General features: G+C 65.8%; 19 protein-coding genes and 1 tRNA gene. 11 read left to right on the top strand and 9 right to left on the bottom strand.

The features are described from left to right. Positions 1 to 17 precede the first annotated feature (17 nt). From SLG_RS12460 to SLG_RS12435, 6 genes are all read left to right on the top strand, one after another. Positions 18 to 956 carry a hypothetical protein gene (locus tag SLG_RS12460; RefSeq protein WP_014076834.1) on the top strand — a complete coding sequence of 313 codons (939 nt, stop codon included), beginning with the start codon at positions 18 to 20 and terminating at the stop codon, positions 954 to 956. Next, positions 953 to 1,927 carry a hypothetical protein gene (locus SLG_RS12455; RefSeq protein WP_014076833.1) on the top strand — a complete coding sequence of 325 codons (975 nt, stop codon included), beginning with the start codon at positions 953 to 955 and terminating at the stop codon, positions 1,925 to 1,927. Before SLG_RS12460 ends, SLG_RS12455 begins: the two co-directional genes overlap by 4 nt. A 20-nt stretch (positions 1,928 to 1,947) precedes the next feature. Beyond that, on the top strand, positions 1,948 to 2,898 hold the full coding sequence (locus tag SLG_RS12450) for a hypothetical protein (RefSeq protein WP_014076832.1): 951 nt from the start codon (positions 1,948 to 1,950) through the stop codon (positions 2,896 to 2,898). Between the two features lie 113 nt (positions 2,899 to 3,011). Continuing rightward, complete coding sequence (locus tag SLG_RS12445; protein ID WP_014076831.1) at positions 3,012 to 3,548, top strand: RNA polymerase sigma factor; 537 nt, start codon at positions 3,012 to 3,014, stop codon at positions 3,546 to 3,548. After that, a complete protein-coding gene (locus SLG_RS20430; RefSeq protein WP_014076830.1) occupies positions 3,545 to 4,522 on the top strand; it encodes a FecR family protein in 978 nt (325 codons plus the stop codon). Before SLG_RS12445 ends, SLG_RS20430 begins: the two co-directional genes overlap by 4 nt. Positions 4,523 to 4,581: 59 nt before the next feature. Beyond that, the gene (locus tag SLG_RS12435) at positions 4,582 to 7,827 is read left to right on the top strand and encodes a TonB-dependent receptor domain-containing protein (protein ID WP_014076829.1); all 3,246 of its coding nucleotides are present in this window, start codon (positions 4,582 to 4,584) and stop codon (positions 7,825 to 7,827) included. Between the two features lie 56 nt (positions 7,828 to 7,883). Here SLG_RS12435 and SLG_RS12430 read toward each other — a convergent pair whose 3' ends face one another. After that, positions 7,884 to 10,736, bottom strand: a complete 2,853-nt coding sequence (locus tag SLG_RS12430; protein ID WP_148276581.1) for a TonB-dependent receptor plug domain-containing protein — start codon at positions 10,734 to 10,736, stop codon at positions 7,884 to 7,886. Positions 10,737 to 10,768: 32 nt separating this feature from the next. Next, positions 10,769 to 12,145: a sulfatase family protein gene (locus tag SLG_RS12425; RefSeq protein WP_014076827.1), complete on the bottom strand. Its 1,377-nt coding sequence runs from the start codon at positions 12,143 to 12,145 to the stop codon at positions 10,769 to 10,771. 102 nt (positions 12,146 to 12,247) lie between these two features. Between SLG_RS12425 and SLG_RS12420 the strand changes: the two genes are divergently transcribed. Then, positions 12,248 to 12,901 (top strand): TetR/AcrR family transcriptional regulator, encoded by a 654-nt coding sequence (locus SLG_RS12420; protein WP_014076826.1) that lies wholly within the window; start codon positions 12,248 to 12,250, stop codon positions 12,899 to 12,901. 135 nt (positions 12,902 to 13,036) lie between these two features. On the opposite strand, the gene SLG_RS12415 is transcribed toward SLG_RS12420, so the two are convergent. From SLG_RS12415 to SLG_RS12405, 3 genes are all read right to left on the bottom strand, one after another. Then, positions 13,037 to 15,394, bottom strand: coding sequence for a heavy metal translocating P-type ATPase (locus SLG_RS12415; protein WP_041391991.1), 2,358 nt, complete (start codon positions 15,392 to 15,394; stop codon positions 13,037 to 13,039). 260 nt (positions 15,395 to 15,654) lie between these two features. Beyond that, a tRNA-Arg gene (locus SLG_RS12410) sits at positions 15,655 to 15,731 on the bottom strand. A gap of 82 nt (positions 15,732 to 15,813) precedes the next feature. Beyond that, on the bottom strand, positions 15,814 to 16,278 hold the full coding sequence (locus SLG_RS12405) for a MarR family winged helix-turn-helix transcriptional regulator (RefSeq protein WP_051003754.1): 465 nt from the start codon (positions 16,276 to 16,278) through the stop codon (positions 15,814 to 15,816). A gap of 98 nt (positions 16,279 to 16,376) precedes the next feature. Between SLG_RS12405 and SLG_RS12400 the strand changes: the two genes are divergently transcribed. The 4 genes from SLG_RS12400 (at position 16,377) to desA (ending at position 21,798) form a co-directional block, all read left to right on the top strand. Next, entirely contained in the window at positions 16,377 to 17,231 is an 855-nt protein-coding gene (locus tag SLG_RS12400; protein WP_014076823.1) for a p-hydroxycinnamoyl CoA hydratase/lyase, read from the top strand. Positions 17,232 to 17,351: 120 nt separating this feature from the next. Further along, positions 17,352 to 19,481 carry an acetate--CoA ligase family protein gene (locus SLG_RS12395; protein WP_014076822.1) on the top strand — a complete coding sequence of 710 codons (2,130 nt, stop codon included), beginning with the start codon at positions 17,352 to 17,354 and terminating at the stop codon, positions 19,479 to 19,481. Positions 19,482 to 19,633: 152 nt separating this feature from the next. After that, positions 19,634 to 20,386 carry an alpha/beta fold hydrolase gene (locus SLG_RS12390; RefSeq protein WP_014076821.1) on the top strand — a complete coding sequence of 251 codons (753 nt, stop codon included), beginning with the start codon at positions 19,634 to 19,636 and terminating at the stop codon, positions 20,384 to 20,386. 23 nt (positions 20,387 to 20,409) lie between these two features. Continuing rightward, positions 20,410 to 21,798: a syringate O-demethylase gene (desA, locus tag SLG_RS12385; RefSeq protein WP_014076820.1), complete on the top strand. Its 1,389-nt coding sequence runs from the start codon at positions 20,410 to 20,412 to the stop codon at positions 21,796 to 21,798. 113 nt (positions 21,799 to 21,911) lie between these two features. On the opposite strand, the gene SLG_RS12380 is transcribed toward desA, so the two are convergent. The 4 genes from SLG_RS12380 to SLG_RS12365 are packed head-to-tail and all read right to left on the bottom strand — an operon-like array spanning position 21,912 to position 24,114. After that, positions 21,912 to 22,121 (bottom strand): DUF4169 family protein, encoded by a 210-nt coding sequence (locus SLG_RS12380; RefSeq protein ID WP_014076819.1) that lies wholly within the window; start codon positions 22,119 to 22,121, stop codon positions 21,912 to 21,914. Between the two features lie 4 nt (positions 22,122 to 22,125). Next, positions 22,126 to 22,440 carry a cupin domain-containing protein gene (locus SLG_RS12375; RefSeq protein WP_014076818.1) on the bottom strand — a complete coding sequence of 105 codons (315 nt, stop codon included), beginning with the start codon at positions 22,438 to 22,440 and terminating at the stop codon, positions 22,126 to 22,128. A gap of 13 nt (positions 22,441 to 22,453) precedes the next feature. Then, positions 22,454 to 23,203, bottom strand: coding sequence for an IclR family transcriptional regulator (locus SLG_RS12370; RefSeq protein WP_014076817.1), 750 nt, complete (start codon positions 23,201 to 23,203; stop codon positions 22,454 to 22,456). A gap of 32 nt (positions 23,204 to 23,235) precedes the next feature. Beyond that, positions 23,236 to 24,114 (bottom strand): 3-keto-5-aminohexanoate cleavage protein, encoded by an 879-nt coding sequence (locus SLG_RS12365; RefSeq protein ID WP_014076816.1) that lies wholly within the window; start codon positions 24,112 to 24,114, stop codon positions 23,236 to 23,238. Positions 24,115 to 24,170: the final 56 nt, after the last annotated feature.

Raw genomic sequence — 24,170 nt, 5'->3', positions numbered from 1 at the left:
CGAGGAACCAGAAATCGATGAAGAAACGGAGATTGGCTCTGCTCGCAGCACCCTTGCTGCTGATGGCGCAGGCAGGGAAGGCCGAGGCAGGCGCAGACTGCGATCGTGCCTGTCTGGAAGGGCTGGGCAATGCCTATCTGGCAGCCCTGGCCGCCAAGGACGCGGCGGGCCTGCCGCTCTCTGCCGGCGCGCGCTACACCGAGAACGGCCAGACGATGGCGCTCGGCGATGGCATGTGGGCCAGCGTCACCGGTGTTGGCCCATACCGGCTGCACTTTTCGGACGTGAAGACCGGCGAGACGGCGCTGTTCGCCGAGGTCGAGGAAAACGGCACGCGTGCCCTGCTCAATCTCCGCCTCAGGGTCGTTGATCGCAAGATCAGCGAGATGGAAGCGATCGTTGCGCGGGAGGACAAGCGCCCGCTCGAAGCATCCTACGACAAGCCGGCCTTTCACGCGGTCGTCCCGCCGGCAAAGCGGTCGTCGCGCGCCGAGCTGATCCGGATCGCGGACTCCTATTTCGAGGGCATCGTGCAGGCGACCGGCAAGCTGACGCCGTTCCATCCGGACTGCATACGGTTCGAGAACGGCACCCAGACCACCAGCAGCAAGGCCGAGCGATATGTGGGGACACTGCATGCTGTGGGCTGTCAGGCACAGTTCGACAGCGGCTTCTCGAAGTTCGTAACGGACGTTCGGGAGCGTCGCTTCCCCATCGTCGATGAGGAGCGGGGGCTCGTCTACTCGATCATGTTCTGGGATCACCGCGGCAACATCCCGCAGGTCACGCTTGCCGACGGCAAAGTGATGAAAGTGCCTTATCCGTTCACGCGGCCCTTCACGCTGATGATGGGCGAGCTCTTCAAGATCGAGGAAGGGAAGATCCGGCAGATCGAGGCCGCGCATCTCGCCGTGCCCTACAAGATGCCTTCAGGCTGGGTGGAGAAACGACCATGATCCGTCTGTCCGTTGTCGCCGCTCTGCTTGCCGTGGCGCCGCCGGGTGCCTCGGTTGCATCTCCCGCCCCGCACGGCACGCCGCCCAAGCCGGGCGAGATGGATTGCGAGCGGTCCTGCCTCGAGAGCGTGATGGACGCCTATCTCAAGGCGATGCGCGCACATGATGCCTCGAGCCTGCCGCTGGCGCGCGACTTCCGTCACACGGAGAACGGTGTCGAAATCCCGCTGGACAAGGGATTCTGGGCGCTCGCGAGCCATCTCGGCGCCTATCGCATCAACTTCTCGGACGTGGCGCGCGGCGAGATAAACGCCTTCGCCACCATGCAGGAGAATGGCATCGACGGGCTGCTGACCGTTCGCCTCAAGGTCGTGAACAAGGCGATCCGGGAGTCGGAGATCATTGCCGTGCGCAATGCACCCCATGTAGCGGCACTCAATGCCAAAGGCGTGGACCCTCTCTGGAACCAGCCGGTTCCGGCGGCCCAGCGCCTCTCGCGCAATAGCCTCATCCAGGTGGCCGATCGCTATTTCGACGCGATCGAACAGGACAGTTCTGCCGGCATCACCTTTGCCAGCGACTGCTTCCGCCTTGAAAACGGCCTTCAGACCACCAGCAATCCCACCTATCGGTCGCGCAGCTTCGAGTCCGAGTTCCAGCCTTACAGCCTCAACTGCAAGGACAATATCGACAGTCGCTTCTTCGATTTCGTCAGCCGCATCCAGTATCGCCGCTACACGATCATCGACGAGGAACGCGGCATCGTGGTGGGCATGGCGCTGTTCGAGCATGACGGGGACAAGAAGACGCTCGACACGAAGGGCGGCCCGGTGGCGGTGCCCCCCAACCTTCTCCGCCCCAGCAGTGTGGGCATTTTCGAGGCGTTCAAGGTCGACAGGACTGGCGTTCGCCGGATCGAGGCGATCGGCACGAGCTATGCTTATGGCCGCGGAAGCGGATGGGATCGATGATGGTTGCGGGAGTATCGAGAATGGGTTTGAGGAAGACGATCGCCACTGCGCTGCTGAGCTTCGCCGCCATCGCGGCATCACCGGCCCTGGCTCAGGTGAGCTGCGACCGTGCGTGCCTGGAGGGTGTTGCCGCCGGCTTCATGGCGGCCATGGATGCCAAGGATCCCGCGAAGGTTCCGGTCGCGGCCGGATTTCACTACACCGAGAACAGCGTGCCGCTGACGCTCGGAGACGGCTTCTGGGCGACATACCAGAACAAGGGCAGTTACAGCCGTTATTTCGCGGACGTTCCGGCCGGCCAGGTGGTCTGGTTCGGCACGGCGCGTGAGGCGGATCGCCCGGTGCTCGTCTCGCTGCGCCTCAAGGTGGTCGATCGCAAGGTCGCCGAAGCCGAGATGCTGATTTATCGCAATGCCGAGCACGTCGCGAAGCTGGAGGCGCGCGCCAAGATGCCCGCTTTCGATGAAGCGCTTCCCAAGGGGCAGCGGCCGTCGCGTGACGCGCTGGTGAAGGCCGCGGACAGCTACTTCAACGGCTTGACCAGCGGTGCTCCGGTGGCATTCACCAGCGATTGCAACAGGGTCGAGAACGGCATCCAGACCACGAACAATCCGGAGCACAAGTCGCCGAGTTTTCCGGATCCGGCCTTCAACCCCTTCAACATGACCTGCGACCAGAACATGAAGACCGGGCTCTGGCGCTACATCCAGCGCGTCGAACCGCGCCGTTATGTGCTGGTCGACGAGGAGCGGGGCAATGTGGTGGGCATGTTCATGTTCGTCCATCCGGGGACGATCAGGGAAGTCGACTCGCCCACGCACGGCAAGGTCGCGATGCCGGCTAATGCGCGGATACCAAGCCATGTGCTGATCGCGGAAGCCTTCAATATCCGTGACAACAGCATCCGGGCGATCGAGGCGGTCGAAGTCGGCTTGCCTTATGGTCAGCCGGACGGCTGGCAGGGCCGCTGACGAATAGGGTATCGGAAACGACATGACGGACAGGCGGACGGGAAGCAGAGATCGCGCGGCATATGGCCCCGGCATCCCGTTCGCCTGCGTCCGGCCGGGGAGGAACGCTGGCCATGGCCGCTGCTGACCGGCTGAGGCTATGCGGCGGCACGGATGTGCCGGGCGCCACCATGACCGCGCTCAACGGCCGTTTTCGGTTGCCACTCATCACTTATTTCTTGCGTCGGGGCGTCGCCTATGCCGATGCCGAGGACATGGCGCAGGAAGTCTTGATCCGGACGGACAGGCACGGTGAAGGGGCCGATCGCGTCGACGCCTATCTGTTCGGTGTCGCGGCCAATCTGCTGGCGGATCGCTCGCGCAGGCTGGCGGTCCGGATGCGCCACAGCAAGGATATTGCCGCTGTTTCATCGGACATCGACGTGATCGATCCTGAGCGTGTGCTGATTGGTCGGGAGCGACTGGCCATCGTCACCCAGGCCCTGCAGGAACTGAGCGAACGGACGCGCACGATTTTCATGCTCGCCCGGTTCGAGAATGTCTCCCAGCGCGAAATCGCCGATCGGCTCGGCGTGTCACTGAGCACGGTGGAGAAGGGACTCGCGCAGGCCATCGCCCATCTGGTGCGTCGGCTGGGGGATCCGAAATGACGATGCATGCCCCCCACGACCCCATCGATGCGGCCGCACAGTGGTATGCCCTGCTGCTGCAGGGGCGGCTGACGGCGGAAGAAGGCGCTGCCTTTGACCGGTGGCTCGCCGCAGCGCCGGCCAACCTGGAGGCGTTCACGCGGGTGAGCGAAACCTGGGATGAACTGGAAGAGCGCCCGGAGGCGATGGCACCGGCAGAGCCTGCACCGGCAGAGCCGGCACCTGAGGTGCGGCGCATCGACCGGCGATGGTTCCTTGGCGGTGGCGCCGTTGCCGCGATGGCCCTGGCCGCCTCCCTGGCGCTGGTCATGATCCCTTCCGGGGTGTCCCCGACCGCGCCTGTCGATCTGCGCACGGCGGCCGGAGAGCGCAGGGTGACCACATTGCCCGACGGATCTGTCGTCACGCTCGATGGCGACAGCAGGGTTCTGGTGCGCGATACGAGCCAGTCACGCGCGCTCGAACTGGCGGGCGGCCGGGCCCTCTTCGCCGTCCGATCGGACAAGGCGAGGCCTTTCGTGGTGGCGGCGAGCGGGATCAGCGTCACCGCAACGGGGACATTGTTCTCGGTCGAGCGTCTGGACGACCAGATCCAGGTCGAACTGTATGAAGGGGGCGTCATCGTGCGGTCGCCGGCACATCGCTTCGAGCAGGCGCTGAAGCCGGGGACGCGGCTCGTGATCCATGGCGATGGCCGGCCGGCGCTCATGGAGCGACTGCTGGACGATCGCAGCAGGGCCTGGGTCACGGGCGAGGTGGTCCTTGTCGACGAAACGCTGGCTATCGCCGTCCAGCGCGTCAATCGCATGGCGACGAGGCAGATCGAGGTTGACCCTGCCGTCGCATCCTTCAAGGTGAGCGGCGTATTCCGATCCGGGGAGATCGACGGCTTCGTGGACGCCGTGACGTCTCTGCTCGACGTACGGGCAGAGACCGATGGCAAGGTGATCCGCTTCGAACCCGGGAGACGCTGAGCCGGGCACATGCGGAGAAGCAGTTGACGTGTCTCATCTGCAGAGTTCGGGCGAGGGCCTTGTCGGTTCACGCCCTGCTTTTCCGTTCGTCCTGTCTCGTGCTGGCGGTCGCGGGGCCGATGGCCAGTCCGGTTGCTGCCCGGGCCCAGACACGCGAGGACGTCGTGCGGGTCGCCTCGGGTCCGGCCGGCGACGCTCTGCGCACCCTTGGCCGCCTTACCGGCGCACAGATTGCTTTTCGGGAAGAAGAGGTGGCCGGCTTCCGCACGCAAGCGATTGCGGGACGGCTGGGCACGGCCGAGGCTCTGCGCCGGATGCTGGCCGGAACCGGATTGCGGGCTGCGCGCAGGCCCAGCGGCATTTTCGTGATCACGAGGGCGAGACGGGCCAGCATCGCGACGAGGCCTGCACGGGCACCGCCATCGCTCGCTCAGGTGGGTGCGGCGCCCGCTGAGGAAACGATCATCCTCACCGGCTCGCGCATCCGCCCCCCGAGCGATGAGCCGGTCGGCCCAGTCTTCTCGCTGGATCTCGTTGCGCAGCATCCGGGGCAGACGCTCAGGGCCGAGGATCTGGTCGCCAGCCTTCCATTCGCCGGCACCGAGCAGGGCGCCTTCCTTTCCGGCCAGGCGACCGGCACCGCCACGGTCAATTTGCGCGGCCTGGGCAGCGCGCGCACGCTGCTGCTCATCAACGGACGCCGCATGATGCCGGGCGACCCGCTGGCTCTGGTGCCCGACCTTAATAGCATTCCCCTACCCGTCGTGAAGCGGATGGAGGTGGTTTCCGGCGGCGGATCGAGCATCTACGGGTCCGATGCCGTCGCCGGCGTGATCAATTTCATTACCGACGATCATTTCGAGGGCGCGACTGCCTCCGCGAGCCTCGGCGCCTATATCCATGACAATGACAGTCCGGCGCGAGCCATCGTGACGAGAGCGGGCTATGCGTCCCCGGCGGGACTGGTCGCTGACGGATGGAGCCGTGAAGTGACTCTTCAGGCGGGCTCGCGGCTGGGGGACCGAGGGCATGTCATCGCCTATGGCACGTTCCGGCAGGTGGATGGGGTCTTGCAGCGACAGCGGGATTACAGCGCCTGCGGGCTGAGCAGGGCCCGCGCGACCGACGATGCGCTGAGCTGCCTGGGCTCCAGCACGACGGTCCCGGCCCGTTTCATCCTGGACGGTGGGGCTGGGCCGGCGGTCACGCTCGATCCGGGTTCGGACGGATTCCGCCCTTATGTGACCAGTCGCGATTCCTTCAACTACGCGCCCGACAATCACCTCCAGCGGCCCGATCGTCGGATCGCGGCAGGGCTGATCGGTCATTACGAGTTGAGCTCCGCTTTCGTCCCTTTCGCGGAATTCATGATCGCGGATGACCACACCCGGGCCCGCATAGCGCCCTCGGGCATATTCGGTGAGCTCTTCCCCATCGCGTGCGACAATCCGCTGCTTTCCGCGAGCCAGCAGGACGCCGTCTGTGGAATCGCCGCGGGGACGGGCGCGCGGCGTCTCGTGTCGATCGGGCGCCGCAATGTCGAAGGCGGGCCGAGGGTGGACGATATCCGGCATCGCTCGTTCCGCGCCATTGTGGGGCTGCGGGGCGAAGCGAACGCGGACTGGCAGTATGAAAGCCATGTGCAATATGGCCGGGTCGATCTTCGGGAAGTCTTCACCGGCGATCTCTCCCGGACGCGCATCGGGCGGGCCCTTGACGTGAGACTGGATGACAGGCCTGCCAGCCCGACTGTCGGGCGCCCGGTCTGCGCTGCCGTCCTGACCGGAATCGACCTGGCCTGCCGCCCCTATGATGTCTGGCGCGTGGGCCCGGCCGACCGGCAAGCCGTGGACTATCTTGCCGCGACGGCCTCGATGCGTGGGCGCACTGAGGAGTGGGTGGCAAATGTGGCTCTGACCGGTCGGTTGGACGCGGCGGGAATCCGCAGCCCATGGGCTGGCGAGGCGGTCGGCGTGGTGATCGGCGGTGAATATCGTCGTGAGATACTCGCCCTCGACTTCAACGGGACTTTCGAAAGCGGCGACCTTTCGGGCCAGAGCGGGACTCGCCGGCTCGACCAGCATGGCGCGTTCGACGTGGTGGAAGCCTTCGGTGAACTGCAATTGCCGCTGACCGGCGCGGCCCATGCGGTCGGACGGATCACGCTGGAATTCGGGGGGCGCATCAGCCGCTATTCGACATCGGGCTGGTCACACAGTCGCAAGGCCGGTTTCACCTGGGCAAGGCGCGGACTGAGCTTGCGGGGAAGCTATAATCGCGCCGTGCGCGCGCCGAATGTGGCCGAACTGTTTGCGCCAGCCCGCAATCCGACCTTCAGCGGCTGGGATCCCTGCGCCGGCCCCGCGACGAACGGCCGCGTGAACGGCAATGACTTCGCGGCCTGCGCGGCATCGGGCGTCACGACAGCCCAGTTCGGCAATATCGCCGTCAACCCGGCCCGGCTGTTCAACATTCGCACCGGTGGGAACCCGGCGTTGCAGCCCGAGATAGCCGACACTCTCACGCTCGGCGTCAGCATCGCGCCGCCGGAGATGCCGCGCTTCAGCCTGAGCCTGGATTATTTCGACATCCGCGTGCGCAACGCGATCGGCCAGATCGGGGCCAATCTGATCCTCTCCAACTGCGTACAGACCGGCGTCCCGAGCCTGTGTCAGCTGGTCCATCGCTCGCCCATCAACGGCTCGCTCGACCTTGGCAACGACGGCTATGTCGCCGATCCGCTGCGCAACATCGGCGCCCTGGCGACGTCCGGTGTGGATATCGGTGTGCGCTACACCACGGCGCTTCCGCCCGGGCCGGGCGGGGAGATACGGCTCTCGCTCGTCGCCAGCCACGTCTTCCGTCAGCAGGCCGAGCGCGCGCCTGAACTTGGCCGCTTCGATTGTGTGGGGCTGTATGGGCTGGTGTGCGGTCTACCGACGCCTCGCTGGCGCCAGCGTGCATCGGTCACCTGGGTGACGGACGGGGCAATCTCCACGATGCTGACCTGGCGTCGGCTGGGCGCCGTCCGGGTCGACCGGAGCAGTGCCGATCCGCTTCTCGCCGGGGCCGTTTCGCCCGATCGCGGGAAGATCCCGCGCCAGGACTATTTTGACCTGAGCCTGGCCATCCCGGCCTCCAGTCGCCTGACGCTCAGCCTGTCGGTGCTCAATGTGCTGGACCGCGACCCGCCTCTGGTCGCTGCGGACTCGCTGATCGGCGTGCTCGGCAACGGCAACACCTTCCCGCAATTCTACGATCCGCTCGGACGGTTCGTCCGGCTCGACATGAAAATCGCTTTATGATCCGACCGGAGGCAGCCGATCATGATCGGCTGCCTCACGACCAGATGGTCTTTCGCTCAATAAGCGAAGCGGACGCCGATCTTGTAGGCGCGGCCGATCACGTCGTAGAGCACGGCATTGCCGGGGCCGGAGCTCGACGGGGTGTTGTTGGGCGGCATCGTATCGAGCAGATTGTTCGCGACGCCGAACAGCTCCAGCTTCTGCCTGCCCGATTCATAGACGGTGATCTGCGAATTCAGGTTGAGATAGACCCGCGCGCCGATCCTGTTGTCGCTGATGCTGTTCGATGCGGTCGGGGCATATCCCTCCTCGCCGGGGCCGATGAGCAGCGCATTATACACGCCGGACGAGACATAGCGGCCCTGCAGCTGGGCGGCGAAGGGTCCTTTGGACCATCCGACATTGCCGGTCACCGTCCAGCTCGGGACGCCTGATGTCTGCGATGTCGGGGCACCATTCATGCCGGCGCGATCGACGGTCCCGCCGCTGTCGACGGTGATGAGATCGATCACATGCGTGCCGAGCAGGCGGATATCCAGCGTCCCGTCCGCCAGCCGAGTGCGGTAGCTGGCTTCGAAGTCAACGCCCCGGACCTTGAGGGAATTGACGTTGAGATTGATGTTCCGCACGCCCAGCAATTGCTGGGTTGCGGGATCACGATCGATCAGCGCGCAGAACTCGGCCGCACCCTGTTCGCACCGCGCGACGATCGTCCCGCCGCCCAGCGTGGAGATCGCGCCGTCGAGCCTGATGTCGTAATAGTCGGCCGCGATGCGCAGGCCACGCATCGGGGACACCACAACGCCGGCCGTGAAGGTGTCCGCCGTTTCCGGCCTCAGCTGCTCATTCCCCCCGATCAGCACGGGTACGAGTTCGCTGGCGCCGCCGAAGCGCGGGTCGTCGATGCGCTGGAAGGAGCTGCTGGGCGGGCTGTAGAGCTCGAAGAAATTGGGCGCACGGATATCACGCGACCGTGTCGCACGGACGCGCAAGAGGCTGGAGACGTCCCAGACGCCGCCGACCTTCCACGTCGTGACCGTGCCGCTCGTGGAATAATCGGTCACGCGCACGGCGCCGTTCAGTTCCAGGCTCTGCATGAAGGGCAGGTCACGGGCCAGCGGCAGTGCGGCCTCGGCAAAGGCTTCCTTCACTTCGACGGCGGGGCCGGTGATGCCGGAGCCCGGGCTGGTGTAGAAGCGCAGGGCCGTGGAGACCGGATCGGCCGATCCTTCGGCATCCTCCACCCGGTATTCGGCGCCGATCGCGACCGGGATGGCGCCCGCCCAGCCTTCGAAAAGGTCGCCGCGCAGCGTGGCTGCCACGACATGCTGGGTGAGCTTGGTGTTCTGCTGCGCCGTGCCATAGGCATAGGCCTTTGCTGCCGCCGAGAAGTTGTTCTGGCCGAACAGGTTCAGCGGCGCGCAGCCCTGAACGAGCGGATTGGTCGGGTCGGTCAGCGTCGAGCGGCAGACGATCGATCCATCGCTCGCCTCGACGGCGTCCACCGCGCGAAGGAAATTGTCGTTGATGCGGTTGTTGGAGGCGGTCTGCGCATAATCGGTCTGGCCGTACTGATAATAGACGTCCCATGACCAGCCCTGGCCGATCCGGCCCTCCAGCCCGGCGGCGATCCGGGCCGTCTCGCGCGTCGTCCTGCCGACCATCGGCCCCAGATCCTGGCCGATGCGGCCGAAGGTGAAGGACGTCAGCCCGAGCGCGGTCATGCGGTCGACCACCGCCTCCGGCAGGAAGGGGTTGTCGCGCTGGATGACGATGTTGGTATCCCGGGTCTGCGCGCCGACGAGTTCCGCCGTCACGCGCCCGTAGGATGCATCCATCTTGAATTCGAGGTCCGACCCCAGATCGTAGCGCAACTGCCCGTAGAGCGAATAGCGCTCGACGGGCGCGACGAGCGGGAAATTGTCAAAATAGGCATTGCGGGGATCCGCGCTGCCGCCGGACTGGAACAGGCCCGCCCCATAATAGGTGCCATAATCATGCTGGAAGGTGGACCCGTCATCCGCGAACTCGGTGCCGCGCAATGGCCCGGACACGATGAGGCCGCCCCATGAGGCCGTGGCAGGCCGCGCATTGGGGAGCAGGATCTGCCGGGGCAGGCCGTTCGCCTGGGGGTTCGGGTTGGTGATGGGCGCGACTTCCGCCGCGCAGAACGGGCGATCGTAACAGGAGCCGATGCCATCGGAACCGGCATATTCGCCGGCAAGGACGATGTGCCCGGCGCCGCCCGCGAAGCTGGTTCCTGCGGCGAGGGAGTAGAAGCGCTCCACATTGTCCCCGCGCTCGGCCATGCCGAGCTGCGCCGAACCGCGCAGGCCTTCCAGCCGGTCATCGAGGATCAGGTTGACCACGCCGGCCACGGCATCCGAGCCGTAGGCCGCCGACGCGCCGCCCGTCACCACCTCCGTCCGGGCCACCAGCGAGGTCGGGATCATGTTGAGGTCAACCGCGCCGGCCGGGGAGAGGGGATTGCCAGCGACCGTGCCCGAAATGAAGCGCCGTCCATTGACCAGCACCAGAGTGCGGTTGGCGCCAAGGCCCCGAAGGTCGGAGAGTTGTGCGCCCGCGTTGGCGAGGGACACACCGGCCGTGGCCGGCGTGGACTGCGCGCGGAACGACGGCAGCTGATTCAGCGCGTCACCGATATTCGCCGAACCCTGCCGTGCGATTTCCTCCTGCCCGAGTACGGTGACGGGCGTGGGAGCCTGAAAGCCTCCCCGGGCCAGGCGACTGCCGGTGACGACGATGGCTTCCGTGGACGGCGCGTTGTCAGCCGTCGAAGAGGTCGCCGCATCATCCTGCTGGGCCATGAGCGGCGCATGGTGGCAAAACGCCATCGCGATGATGGACGATGTCGTGCCAAGTGAACGAAATGCGGAAAATGGTCTCACCTATGTCCTCCCTTTTATTATATCGTTTCGTTTCAATCATGAACCGCCAGATATCCTTTGCCTCTGCTCGAATAGCTGGGGGAATTGTCGGGATAAGGCAGCATGGTCTCATTCCAGGCGCGCCATTCGTCCTTGAGTTTGCTGAACAACTCAGGATTTGAATCCTTGAGATTGGCGCGTTCCTGTTTGTCGTCGGCCAGATTGAACAGATATTCATGCCCGTTCACGCTGAGCATTTTCCAGTCGCCGGAGCGGGCGGCCGCCTGTTCGCCTGCCTTGTAGCGCCAGAAGACTGTTCGCGGGGCCGGAGCGCTCTGGCCGAGGGCCGCCGGCATCAGGTTGATCCCATCGCTGGGAAAGGCGGGATCCGCCGAACCGCCCGCGGTCGCGAGGAATGTCGGCATATAGTCCATGGTCATCGCGATCTGGGCGCTCCGGGAACCGGCGGGAATCTTCCCCGGCCAGCGCATCATCATCGGCACTCTGATGCCGCCCTCGAGCAGATCGCCCTTCATGCCGTCGAACGGCCAGACCTTGGAGAAGCGCTCGCCGCCATTGTCGCTGGTGAACACGACGATCGTGTCCTGGGTCATGCCCTGGGCTTCCAGAGCGGCGAGCACTTTGCCGACCCCCTTGTCGAGCGCCTGCACCATCTTCGCGAAGGTCGAATCGCTGCCGCCGTCATAGTTGAGCAGCGACTTGATCTGCGCGGCGAGCGCTTCGTCCTCGGGGCCCTCCCATGGCCAATGCGGGGCCGTGTAATGGAGGCTGAGAAACAGCGGCTTGCGCGTCCTCGCCGCAAGATCGATTTCCGCCACGGCCCGCTCGGTCAGGATGTCGGTGAGATAGCCGTGACGGTCCGTGACGCTGCTGCCGTCGTACAGATCGCTGGAGCCGCCGCCCTGCATGGACTGGCTGTGCGTGAAATAGTCCGCGCCGCCGCCGTGAATGCCGAAGAAGCGGTCATAGCCGCTCAGCAACGGGCTGAACCGGGGAGGGGACCCCAGATGCCACTTCCCGACCAGGACCGTCCGGTATCCAGCCTCCCGCAAGCGAGAGGCGATCGTCGGATGCTCGGGCGGAAGGCCGACAGGCTCCGGGCCACCGCCTATGGGTTCGTCGAGACCGCCGCGAAGCCGATACTGGTAGCGACCCGTCGCCAGCGCCATGCGGGTCGGCGAACAGACGGACGAATTGGCATAGGCATCTGAGAAGAAGCAGCCCTGCTCGGCAATGCTGTCGATGTGCGGCGTGGCGTATTCGGTCCGGCCCGTGAAGCTCAGGTCCGCATAGCCGAGGTCATCGGCCATGATGAACACGATGTGGGGCGGGCGGGCGGGGGCGGCCTCGACACGGGCCGCGAGAGGCAGTGCGGCGGCCGTTCCAAGGAATGCGCGACGAGAAAACATAACCCCTCCTAAAAAAGAATCAGACTCTCATTATGTTTTGTGGGCATTTGCGATAGGGACGCTTCTGTGTCAACCGTGCGGAAAATGAGGAGCAAGTAGCTTTTGGCGGGTGATCTGGAAGAGCAGCTCAGGACGGCCGGCGCATTCCCGGCGCAGCAGCAGCGCAGCAAGCAGATGCGCGACGCGCTCCTGGAGACCGGTCTGGCGCTCGCCAGGCGGGTGGATTTCGAAGACCTGTCCGTCGCGCGGATCTGCGCGGACGCCGGCTGTTCGACAGGCGCTTTCTATGCGCGCTTTCCCGACAAGGTCTCGTTCTTCAAGGCCCTGATCATCAAGCATGCGATGAGCTCCCGTGCCCAGTCCCAGGCGCAGCTGGATGCCGTCCCGTTCCGGGATATGCTCGGGGCGACCATCCGGCGAATGGTGCGGGCCTATCTGGCGAACGCGATCTTCCTGCGCAGTGCCGTGAAGGTGTCCCTGGAGGATCCCGAAGCCTGGGAGCCGTTTCGCAGGAACAGTCACGAGCTTGCCAATTATCTGCTGGAACGGATCAGGGCGGAGTCCACGATCGATCAGGCTTCGGTGAAGGAACCGGCAATCCGCTTTGCCGTGCAGATGCTCCTCGCCGCGTTGAACAACAGCCTTCTGAACAGGCCAGGCCCCGTGTTCCTGGAGGACGAGATGTTTCCGGTCCTGCTGGAAGATGCCGTCGAGAAAGTGATGGGCCTCAGGACATTGGAAGGCGCGGGGGACTGAAAGCCGCGAAGCGGGCAGCGGGACTGCGCCCTGTCACGAGCCTCATCGCGCGAGCAGGTGAAGCTGCTTGCGTCTATCCACCGCGGCGGATCATGCGCTGCGAGACTCCGCTCGCTTTCGACGCCTGCCCGATGTTCACAGCGCGTGCCTGTTCAGCCGGAGCGCGTTGGTGACCACGCTGACCGAAGACAATGCCATGGCCGCCGCCGCGATGATCGGCGAGAGCAGGATGCCGAACGTCGGATAGAGCGCTCCTGCCGCGACCGGCACGCCTGCGGCATTGTAGATGAAGGCGAAGACGAGGTTCTGCCGGATGTTGGACATGGTCGCCTGACTGAGCCGCCGGGCGTGCACGATTCCGGTGAGATCGCCCTTCAGCAGCGTGACGCCGGCGCTTTCGATCGCGACATCGGTGCCCGAGCCCATGGCGATGCCGACATCGGCGGCGGCGAGTGCGGGCGCATCGTTGACGCCGTCGCCGGCCATGGCGACTACGCGGCCTTCGCTCTTGAGACGCGCGACCACCGCGCTCTTCTGATCCGGCAGGACTTCCGCCTCGACCTCGTCGATGCCGAGCTGCGCGGCGACTGCCTCGGCGGTCGTGCGGTTGTCGCCGGTCAGCATGACGACGCGTATCCCCTCCGCCTTCAGCGCGGCCAGTGCCTCGGGGGTCGTCTTCTTCACCGGATCGGCGATCGCGAACGCGCCCGCGACCTTGCCGTCGAGGCCGATGAAGATCGCTGTGGCGCCGCCACGGCGAAGCGCGTCGGCCTGCTCGGCGAGCGACTGGGTGGCGATGCCTTCCTCGCCCAGGAAGCGGGCATTGCCGAGCACGATCCGTCGGCCGTCGACCATGCCCAGGGCCCCGCGTCCGGTCGGGGAGTCGAACGCGCTGACTTCGCTGGTCGCGATGCCGCGGTCCTTCGCCGCCTCGACGATCGCGAGCGCGAGCGGATGCTCGGATGCACGCTCGACCGAAGCGGCGAGACGCAGCAGTTCGGTCGCGTCGAACCCTTCGGCCTCGACGATCCCGGTGACGGCGGGGCGCCCTTCGGTCAGCGTGCCGGTCTTGTCGACGACCAGTGTGTCGACCTTCTCCATATGCTCGAGCGCCTCGGCATTCTTGATGAGGACGCCGAGCCCGGCACCCCTGCCGACTCCCACCATGATCGACATCGGCGTCGCCAGCCCCAGCGCACACGGGCAGGCGATGATGAGGACGGCAACGGCCGCAACGAGCCCGTAGGCGAAACGCGGCTCGGGGCCCCAGATGCTCCAGGCGGCAAAGGCGATCACCGCGATGCCGATGACGACGGGCACGAACCAGCCGGAGACCTGATCAGCCATGCGCTGGATCGGCGCGCGCGAGCGCTGAGCTTCGGCGACCATCTGGACGATGCGGGCCAGCATGGTATCCCGTCCCACCTTGTCGGCGACGATGACAAGGACGCCGGTCTGGTTGAGCGTGCCGCCGATGACCTTGTCTTCGACCGCCTTGGTCACCGGCATGGACTCGCCGGTGACCATGGACTCATCGAGGGAGGAACGGCCCTCGGCAACCACGCCGTCGACAGGCACCTTCTCGCCGGGTCGCACGCGCAGCCGGTCACCCACCGCGACGAGATCAAGCGTCACTTCCTCCTCGCTGCCGTCCGGGGCGATCCGGCGTGCGGTCTTGGGAGCCAGGTTGAGAAGTGCCTTGATCGCCCCGGAGGTGCGCTCGCGGGCGCGTAGCTCGAGCACCTGGCCCAGCAGCACGAGGACAGTGATGACGGCTGCGGCCTCGAAATAGACCGCGACCATCCCGTCGGCGTTGCGGAACGCGGGCGGGAAGAGCTGCGGCGCAAGTGTCGCGACGACGCTGTAGGTCCAGGCCACGCCGGTGCCCATGGCAATGAGCGTGAACATGTTGAGATTGCGCGTTCGCAGCGACGCCCAGCCCCGCTCGAAGAAGGGCCAGCCGGCCCACAGGACCACGGGAGTCGCCAGGACGAACTGGACCCACACCGAGACGGACATGGGCACCAGGCGATGCATCCCTGGAGAGAGATGCGCGCCCATCTCGAGGATGAAGACCGGGATGGCGAGCGCCAGGCCGATCCAGAAGCGCCGCGTCATGTCGATCAGCTCGTGGCTGGGGCCGGTATCGGCCGTCACGGTTGCCGGTTCGAGCGCCATGCCGCAGATCGGGCACGCGCCCGGATGGTCCTGCCTGATTTCCGGATGCATCGGGCATGTCCAGATCGTGCCTTCGGGCGCCGCGATCGGGGCTGGAGGCGGGCCGAGATAGCGGGCAGGTTCGTCGACGAACTTCGAGCGGCACCCGGCGCTGCAGAAATGATAGGTCTCGCTACCATGGCGGGCATGGTGCGCAGTCCTGGCGGGATCGACCGTCATCCCGCAGACCGGATCCTGGACATCCGCTTCGACCTTCGTCGCTTCATGTCCGGCGCGGTCGCTCGCGCCGTGCGCCGCAGGTTCCGCTTCGTTCATCGTCTTGCTCCTTCCGACGCATGACGATGTAGGGTCTGACATCGTGTCAGGATCAATACGTAATCGCCCCAATCGGAAAAGGTTGGCAGCGAACGTCGCTGACGGCTGCGAGGCTCGTGAATTGTGGAGGCAGCTCGCAAAGGTCGTGGGAAAGCCCGCTGGCCGCGCCAACGTCGTCCGGGTTTGCGAGGCGCCCGCCAGGTCGAACTCAAAGGCCGCTGGGGAGTCCCGCTTGACGTGCTGATTTCATGGGGAGGCTTTGGCGCACTCGACAGGATTCGAACCTGTGGCCTCTGCCTTCGGAGGGCAGCGCTCTATCCAGCTGAGCTACGAGTGCGTGGAGAGGCCCGCTATCAGCTTTGCGTTGCGGGGGGAAGAGCAAAGCGACGGGCTTTTTCGAGGCCTGTCCGCGCGGCGCCTCAGCGTGCCAGGGCGGCCATGGCGGCGATCAGATCCTTTTCGTCGAGCGCGAGGCGTTTGCGGAAGCGGTCGTTGCTGGTCTGGGCATGCGCCAGCAGGACTTTCTGCAGGGCTTCTCCCTCTTCCGTGAGCGTGAGGCTGAGCGATCGCCCGTCGATCGGCGCGTCGGTGATGAGGCCCCGGGCCTTCAGGCGGCCGACGAGCGGCGTCATGTTCGCGCGCTTGATCTCGAGGGCGCGGCCGAGATCGCTTTGTCGGCAGCCGGGATTAGCGCCGACCATGATGAGCAGGGACGCTTCACCCACGCTGATGTCGAAGGGCCGCAGCGCATGGGCCAGATCATGCATCATGGCCATCGAGGCGCGCCGGATGCGATAGCCCAGCATATTGTCGAGCGGGCTGGGGAGCAGCGCTGCCGGTGCATCCGTGCTGCCGGTCCCGGCGTCCTGATCGTCCTGCCTCATTCGTTCGCCCATGTTTCCCTGACCTCGTTCGATGGCTTGCTCCCATCGGCGGTGAATGCTATGGCTTATAGCATAATTGGCCTGAAAAGGAAAATCGCATGTCCGAGGAGAATAAGCCGGTGGAACGGGAAGAGGATACCGTCCGCTACGAGATCGTGAACAACGTGGCGTGGGTCTATTATAACCGCCCCACCAAGCGGAATGCGCAGAGCCCCAAGCTCAACCGCCAGATGCTGAAGGTGCTCACCGAGCTCGAGTTCCGCGACGATGTCGGCGTGCTGGTGCTCGGCGGCGAAGGTCCGGCCTGGTGCGCGGGCATGGACCTCAAGGAATATTTTCGCGAGACGGAGGCCGAGGGTCTGGCCGGCACGCGCAAGGCACAGCGCGAGGCCTATACCTGGTGGGAGCGTCTGCGCTGGTATCAGAAGCCGACCATCGCCATGGTCCATGGCTGGTGCTTCGGCGGCGCTTATGGCCCGCTCTTCGCTTGCGATCTCGCCTTCGCGGCGGACGAGGCGCAGTTCGGTCTTTCCGAAGTGAACTGGGGTATCCTGCCCGGCGGCGGCGCGACGAAAGTCGCGGTCGACCTCATGCCGATGCGGGTCGCCATGTACCACGCCATGATGGGCGAGAATCTCTCGGGCCAGGACGCGGCGCGCTACAATCTCGTCAATGAGTCGATGCCCGCCGATCAGCTCAAGGCCCGTGTGAAGCAGGTCGCCGAGACGCTCATCCAGAAGAACTGGGCGACGGTGAAGTACACGAAGGATGCCGTGCGTCGGGTCAAGGAAATGACGTACGACAATGCGGAAGACTATCTGATCCGCCTGCAGGAAGGCCTCAACTGGTTCGACAAGTCGGACGGCCGGCATGTCGCGATGAAGCAGTTCCTCGACGACAAGACGTTCAAGCCCGGTCTCGGGCACTATGACAAGACCAAGACCGAGGTCTGATGACAGGAGGCGGCCGGGCATCTTCCCGGCCGCCTCGTCCATCCCGGTTTGCGCCGCCCGTCGCCACGCGGGAAATGGCTTGATCTGCCAGTATTTGGTTCCGCTAAGGAGAGTTGAGATATGACGGTTGAGGCCGGAGTGCGTCCCCAGGCTGGGGCGCGTGACATCAATCGCCTGCTGCGCCCCCGGTCCATCGCGATCGTCGGAGCATCGGAAACGCCCGGCTCGCTTGGCGCGAGCGTGCTTGCCAACCTCGTCCGAAACGAATTCCCCGGCGACATCCATCTCGTCAATCCCAAGCGCGAGACGATCAGCGGACGCCCTGCGGTGCCGAGCGTTGACGCGCTGCCCGAAGGCGTCGACTGCGCGATCCTCGCCATTCCGCGCGTCGCCGTGCTCGACACCATGCGCCAGCTTGCCGCGCGCAAGGCCGGCGCCGCGATCATCTTTGCCGCGGGCTTCGCCGAGGGCGGCGAGCAGGGCATGGCCGACCAGCAGGAGATCGGCCGCATCGCGCATGAGGCGGGCATCGTGGTGGAAGGGCCCAATTGCCTCGGCTCGGTAAATTATCTCGACCGCATCCCGCTGACCTTCATCGATACCGACATCAAGGCGCCGAGCCCCGGGGGCGTGGGCATCGTCTCGCAGAGCGGCGCCATGGCGGCCGTGCTCGCCGTGATGCTGGAGAGCCGCACGCTCGACCTCACTTACTCCGTCTCGACCGGCAACGAGGCCGGCAGCGGCGTCGAGGATTATGTCGAGTTCATGATCGCCGACGAGAAGACGCGGATCATCGCGATGATCGTCGAGCAGTTCCGCGATCCCGCCCGCTTCCTCGCACTGATGGACAAGGCGAATGCGGCGGGCAAGCTGGTCGTCCTGCTGCACCCCGGCAAGAGCAGCGCCGCGCGCGAATCCGCCGCGACGCATACCGGCGCCATGGCCGGCGACTACAAGCTGATGCGCGCCAAGGTGGAGCGGGCCGGCGTGGTCGTGGCCGAGACGCTGGAGGAACTGGGCGACATCACCGAGATCGCCGCGCGCTGCCCCGCGCTGCCGAGCGGCGGCACGGCGGTGCTGGGCGAGTCCGGCGCGCTCAAGGCGCTGACGCTCGATCTGGCCGAGGAGTTGGAGCTGGCGCTGCCGACCCTCGATGACGGTAATGCGCCGGCGCTGCGGGCGGCGCTGCCCGAGTTCGTGCCGGTCAGCAATCCGCTCGACCTGACCGCACAGGGGCTGGTCGATCCGGACATGTATTATCGCACGCTGGCGGCCCTGTTCGAGGATGATCGTGTCGGCACGATCTTCGCCGGGATCATCCAGACCAATCCGGCGACCATCGGCATCAAGCTGCCGCCGTTCCTCAAGGCCGTGCGCGAGCTCAAGGCGACCAAGCCGGTGATCTTCGGCGGCGTGGACGAAGGCGCCGATGTGCCTGCCGACTGGATCGAGCAACTGCGCGCCGAAGGCATTCCCTATTTCCCGACCACGGAGCGCGCGCTGCGTGCCATCCGCCGCCTTTCCGCTGCCGGTGCGCGCGATGCGAGCAGGACGGATGCGGCGCCGGCAAGCGTGCCCGCGCTGGCGAGCGAGAAGGGCGTCGTGCCCGAATATAAGGCGAAGGCGCTGCTTGCCCCGCTCGGCATCAGCTTTCCCAAGGGCCAGTTTGCTGCAACGGTCGAGGATGCCATCGCCGCGGCAGAAGCGATCGGCGGCCCGGTGGTGATGAAGGCGCAGGCCGCCGCGCTCAGCCACAAGAGCGATGCCGGTGGCGTGGCGCTCAATCTCGTCGGGGCCGAGGCGATCCGCGCGGCCTGGGACAAGATGTTCGCGGACGTGAAGCGCTATGACGCCTCCATCATTCTCGACGGCGTGCTGATCGAGGCGATGGGCGCGCGGGGTCTGGAACTGATCGTCGGCGCGAAGAACGATCCGCAATGGGGTCCGGTGATCCTCGCCGGCTTCGGGGGCGTGACGGCCGAGATCCTGCAGGATGTGCGCCTGCTCTCGCCGGACATGACGAAGGAGGCGATCGTCGCCGAGCTCGGCAAGCTCAAGCAGGCCGCTTTGCTGCACGGTTATCGCGGATCGCCCGCGCTGGACGTGGGGGCGGTGGCGGAGCTGATCGGCCAGGTCGGCCGATTGCTGCGCGGCGAACCGCGCATCCAGGAACTCGATCTCAATCCGGTGGTCGTCTATCCCGAGGGGCAGGGGGCCATTGCGCTCGACGCCCTGATGCTGGTGGACTGACCGGTTTCCCTCTGCACGACGTGCGGCAAATGCTGCGCGTCGTGCCGCAGCATGACCTTTCAATTGTGCGCGTGCTGCACATTTGGGGCTGGCATTCACGCCGGTCTTCGAGTAGATGAAATCTTCGTATATACGAAGAACATCGGATTTCCATGAGTCACTCGCCTTCCAAGGCAGCGCCCCTGCTGTTGTTGCCCGGCCTGATCTGCGATGACCGTATCTGGGCACCGCAGGCCGAGGCCCTGGGCGCGCATCAGCCGGTGACGGCGGTTGCGGGCTATGGGGAAGCGGACAGCCTTGGCGCCATGGCCGAGCAGGTGCTTGCGCAGGCGCCGGAGCGCTTTGTCGTGGTCGGCCATTCCATGGGCGGCCGGGTCGCGCTGGAGATCATTCGCCGCGCACCGGAGCGGGTTGCGGGCCTTGGCCTCATCAGCACCGGCATTCACTTGCCCCGGCCCGGCGAGGCCGATGGTCGCTTTGCCCTGCTGGCGCGCGGCGTGGAGCAGGGCATGGATGCCCTCATCGATGCATGGCTTCCCCCGATGGTCGGCGAGGCCAATCGCTCGCGCCCGGGCCTGATGGACATGCTGTGGCAGATGTGCAGCGATGCCGGTCTCGACATGTATGAGCGGCAGATGCGCGCCCTGCTTGCGCGCCCGGAAGTGGAAAGCCTGCTGCCGGCCATCCGCTGCCCCGTGCTCGTGGCCACCGGCGCCGATGATGCCTGGGCACCGCCGGTGCAGCATGAAGCCATCGCCGCCGCGATTCCCGGCGCGACGCTGACGATCATTCCCGACGCGGGCCACATGGTCCCGGTCGAGCAGCCAGCGGCGATGACGCGGGTCCTCGCGTCCTGGCTGGATGCGGCGCACGCCGCGGAAAAAGACAGAATCCTGAATTCCTGAACTTTAGTCTGAAGGAGAGTAGAATGGCGAAAAGTCTTCAAGATGTGCTGGACAATGCCGGAAATGCAGTCGATTTCCTGCGCAACCAGCAGACCGGCCCGAACGTCTATCCCGGCGTCCCGGCGGAATATTCCAACTGGCGCAACGAGCAGCGCGCATGGGCCAAGACCGCCGTGCTCTTCAACCAGAGCTACCACATGGTCGAGCTGATGGTCGAAGGCCCCGACGCCTTCGCCTTCCTCAACTATCTCGGCATCAACAGCTTCAAGAACTTCGCGCCCGGCAAGGCCAAGCAGTGGGTTCCGGTGACGGCCGAGGGCTATGTCATCGGCGACGTGATCCTGTTCTATCTCGCCGAGAACCAGTTCAACCTCGTCGGCCGCGCGCCGGCCATCGAGTGGGCCGAGTTCCATGCCGCCACCGGCAAGTGGAACGTGACGCTCACCCGTGACGAGCGCACCGCGCTGCGCACCGACGGCGTGCGTCGCCACTATCGCTTCCAGCTGCAGGGCCCCAACGCCATGGCGATCCTAACGGACGCGATGGGCCAGACCCCGCCGGACCTCAAATTCTTCAACATGGCGGACATCCAGATCGCCGGGAAGACCGTCGGCGCGCTGCGTCACGGCATGGCCGGTCAGCCGGGCTATGAGCTCTATGGTCCCTGGGCGGATTATGAGGCGGTTCATTCGGCGCTGGTCGCGGCCGGCAAGAACCATGGGCTGGCGCTCGTCGGCGGCCGTGCCTATTCGTCCAACACGCTGGAATCCGGCTGGGTGCCCTCGCCGTTCCCGGGCTATCTCTTCGGCGAAGGCTCGGCCGACTTCCGCAAGTGGGCCGGCGAGAACAGCTATGGCGCCAAGTGCTCCATCGGCGGTTCCTATGTGCCCGAGAGCCTGGAAGGCTATGGCCTGACGCCCTGGGACATCGGCTATGGCATCATCGTCAAGTTCGACCATGACTTCATCGGCAAGGAAGCGCTGGAGAAGATGGCGAACGAGCCGCACCTCGAGAAGGTGACGCTGGCGCTGGACGACGAGGACATGCTGCGCGTGATGAGCAGCTATTTCTCGGACTCCGGTCGTGCGAAATATTTCGAGTTCCCGAGCGCGGTCTACTCGATGCACCCCTATGACTCGGTGCTGGTCGACGGCAAGCATGTCGGCGTCTCGACCTGGGTCGGCTACTCGTCGAACGAGGGCAAGATGCTCACGCTCGCGATGATCGATCCCAAATATGCCAAGCCCGGCACGGAAGTCTCGCTGCTCTGGGGCGAGCCCAATGGCGGCACCTCCAAGCCGACCGTCGAGCCGCACGAGCAGACGGAGATCAAGGCGGTCGTGGCGCCGGTGCCGTACTCGGCCGTGGCGCGCACGGGCTATGCCGACAGCTGGCGCACCAAGAAGGCCTGATCGGGCCGGTTCGCCAGAAAGCGCATGACAGGCGGCCGCCGGAGCGATTCGGCGGCCGTTCGCTTGTCCGCATATCCCGAGCGCCCGATCATGGGCGCGAGGGACGGCTGGCCTCAGTCGTCCTCGCGCGGCGGCGCCTCGGCAGCCGGGCCTTCGCGTCGCGCGCTCTCGATGGTGCGTGCCGCGCGCTCGGCTGCCATGCGCTCCTGCTGCTTGCGCTCTTTGGTTCGCCCGAACTTCGCCCGGTTTTCGGCCGCCTGCTGCGCGGCGTCGGCGCGCTTCTTCGCCTTGCGGGCCATGCGCAGATTGATGATCTCGGCCATGGCCTCAGCCCTCCAGATGGACGGCAAGCCATATAGTGGGCGGGTCGGCCTGCGTATAGATGACGCGATGGCGGACATGGGCCGGGATGAGCAGGCTGTCGCCCGGCTCGAGCGCGACCTCGCCGTGATCCTCCAGCCACAGCCGCGCGGCGCCGGCAAGCAACAGGACCCATTCCTCGTGGGACTGGTCATAGGGCGCGTCGGGCGGCGTGACCTGGCCATGCGAGACGATCCGCTCGATGCGCAGGCCGGGCCGGGCGAGGATATCCGTGAAGCTCTCCTCATGCCGTGCCAGGGGCAGGGGGTGGAGCAGGTTCACGGGGCCCGCGCCTTCAGCGGTCGCCAAGCGCTTCGGCAGCGCGCTGGAGCATCTGGATGGCCCGTTCCTCAAGCTGCGGGGTCGTGCGTGCGGCCGGGATCGCCACGCTGATCGCGCCCAGCAATTGCCCGCCGGAAATGACCGCGCGGCCGATGCCGATGATGCCGGGCGTATACTCTTCGATGGTGCGGGCGGTGCCGGTGCGGGCGATGGCGGCCACTTCCCGGCGCAGGTCGGCCTCGCTGGTCAGGGTGTGGGCGGTGAAGGCATCGCGGCGGCTGGCGGCGAAATAGGCGTTCAGCTCCGCTTCGTCGAACGTCGCGAGAATGGCCTTGCCGGCCGCGAAGGCATGGAGCGGCACGGGCCGCCCCACCTCGATCGTATAGCGCAGGGCTTGCGGCGCGACTTCGCCCGTGATGGCTTCCATCTCATGGCCATGCCGCACGAAGAAGGAGGCCGTCTCGTTGAGCTGTAGCGAGACCGAGCGGACGACGGGATAAACGCGCTCCGCCAGTGTCGCGCTGCGTTCCCCGGCACTCAGGCGCGCAAGCGCCGGCCCCGGCAAATGGAGGCGGCCGTTGCGGGTGAGATAGCCCCGCTCGACCAGCGTGCCGAGCAGATAGGAGAGGCTGCTCACCGGGATCGCGAGGGCCGCCGCGATCTCGGCGGCGCTGACGGCCCGGCCGCAGCCGACCACGAACTCGAGGATATCGAGCGTGCGCGTCGCCGACTTGACCGACGACGAGTCCACCTTCTGGATCATGTTTCCGCCCCCTCCCGGCAATGCGCCGTCGCTCAGCCCTTGAGGCCGAGCATCTCGCGCGTCTCGCCCGGGGTGGCCACTTCACCGCCCAGCTTGTTCACGATGTCCGCGCCCCATTCGACCAGCTCGGCATTGCTGTTCGCGAGCACACCCTTGCGCAGGTAGATCGTGTCCTCGAAGCCGACGCGCATGTGCCCGCCGAGCAGCACGGACTGCGCGGCCATGGGGAAGCTGTGCCGCGAGACGCCGAAACCGGTGAAGTGCGCGCCGCGCGGGATCTGGTTCCTGGAATACATCATGGCCTCGGGCGTGGCGGGCAGGCCGTATTTCGTGCCGAGCACGAAGGTGAAGGGCGAGTTCTTCGGGATGAGGCCCTTGGCCATCAGATCGTCCGCGAACACGAAATCCCCGGCCTCGAAGCATTCGATCTCGGTGAGCACGCCCGCATCCTGCAACATGGTGCCCATCTTGCCGACGATCATCTCCAGGTTCATCGCGATGCCGCCCCACAGGTTCATCGTGCAGATGTCGAGCGTGCACATGTCCGGCTTGAGCTCGAGGATATGCTCGATGCGCCGCTCGGCCGTGAACATCAGCGTCTTTTCCATGTCCGGCACGGCCGGCTCCTCGGCGCTCTTGGGGAACCACATGCAGCCGGGCCCGGTGGTGACGTTCAGGATTACGTCGGTGTTCTTCTCGCGGATGAGGCCCACGACCTTGCGATAATCCTCAAGTTCCTGGCTCGGCGTGCCGTCCGCGCCGTTGCGCACATGGACATGGATGATCGAGGCGCCGGCCGCCGCCGCGTCGAGCGCTTCCTGCGCGACATGTTCCGGACGGAAGGGGAAATTGGGATGCTTGGGCATCGGGGAGGCGCCGGTGATCGCGCAGGTGATGAAGGTCTTGGCCATGTTATCGCTCTCCTGTGATTATGGTCGTGCCGTGCGCAGGCCCGCATTTGCTGCAG

Origin of the sequence: Sphingobium sp. SYK-6, from assembly GCF_000283515.1 — a bacterium.
Classification (GTDB): Bacteria; Pseudomonadota; Alphaproteobacteria; order Sphingomonadales; family Sphingomonadaceae; genus Sphingobium; species Sphingobium lignivorans.
Note: the sequence above shows the minus strand (reverse complement) of the source record. Positions and strands in the feature narration are given on the sequence as shown.